Source organism: Sagittula marina, assembly GCF_014196795.1.
GTDB lineage: Bacteria > Pseudomonadota > Alphaproteobacteria > Rhodobacterales > Rhodobacteraceae > Sagittula > Sagittula marina.
This window is the reverse complement of the sequence record NZ_JACIEJ010000042.1, coordinates 1-1,253: the sequence shown is the minus strand read 5'-3', so window position 1 is coordinate 1,253 and position 1,253 is coordinate 1. Positions and strand designations below refer to the sequence as shown.

Here is a 1,253-nt window from a genome sequence, read left to right as displayed (position 1 = left end):
TGACCTGCCCCCCGCGAGATCCCTCACCGTGATGTAGAGTCTGCGCCAACACTGAAGGAGCAGACACTTGCGAAAGAGCCGTTTCACCGAGGCGCAGATAATCGGGATGATCAAGGAGCAGGAGGCGGGCATGCCGACATCTGAGGTTTGCCGCAGGCATGGTCTCAGCCCGGCGACGTTCTACAAGCTGAAAGCCAAGTATGGCGGCATGGAGGTGTCCGAGGCTGCGAGGCTAAAGGCCCTTGAGGACGAGAATGCCAAGCTGAAGCGCCTGCTGGCGGATACCATGCTGGACAACGTCGTGTTGAAAGACCTGCTGGGAAAGAGCTGACGACATTGACCAAGCGGCGAGACGCGGCGCTCCGGGCGATGCGGGATCATGACATCTCGCAGCGCCGGGCCTGCAGGCTGATCGGTGTCGATCCAAAGACAGTCCGGCGTGAACGCCCGCGGGACTGTGCCGAGATCCGCAAGGAGATGCAGGAGATCGCCGGCAAGCGACGTCGGTTCGGCTATCGTCGGATCGGCGTGCTGCTGGAACGCACGGGCATGATCATGAACCACAAGAAGCTTTACCGGATTTACCGAGAAGAGGGTTTGTCCGTGAAGCGACGACGTGGCCGGAAACGGGCGCGCGGGACGAGGACACCAATGCCAGCCGCTGCCAGCGTCAACGCGCGCTGGTCGTTGGACTTCGTGTCTGACAGCTTCGGTGCTTCGCGGAAGTTCCGGATCTTGGCGGTGATCGATGACTGCACCCGCGAATGCCTGTGCCTCGTCGCGGACACCAGTCTGTCCGGCGCACGGGTTGCCAGGGAGCTCAGCGCCCTGATCCGGATCTACGGCAAGCCCGGCTGCATAGTCAGCGATAATGGGACCGAGTTCACCAGTCGGGCCATCCTGAAATGGGCCGACGAGAACGAGGTGCCGTGGCACTACATCGATCCGGGCAAGCCCCAGCAGAATGCCTTCATCGAAAGCTTCAACGGCAGCCTCAGAGACGAACTGCTCAACGAGGAGATCTTCGACAGCCTGGGCGACGCACGTCGGAAGCTGGCCTTGTGGCGCTACGACTACAACACGGTCAGGCCGCACTCGTCCCTGGCCAACCAGACACCGCAGCAAGCGCGCCGGGCGCTTGAGCAATTTGACGGCTCCGCGCCCGGCGCGCTTGCGCCAGACGGCGAAGCCGAATACCCAAACCCAACCTGCAGACTCTCGTTATAAGTGAGGGACCAGAAGGGGGCAGGTCA

General features: G+C 62.1%; 1 protein-coding gene. It reads left to right on the top strand.

Going from position 1 to position 1,253, the window contains the following annotated elements; genetic code table 11:
• Window positions 1–67 precede the first annotated feature (67 nt).
• A protein-coding gene (locus GGQ68_RS24065) for an IS3 family transposase (RefSeq protein WP_246429544.1) occupies window positions 68–1,227 on the top strand; the annotation gives its coding sequence in 2 pieces (ribosomal slippage) (window positions 68–317 and window positions 317–1,227; 1,161 coding nt in all).
• Window positions 1,228–1,253 lie beyond the last annotated feature (26 nt).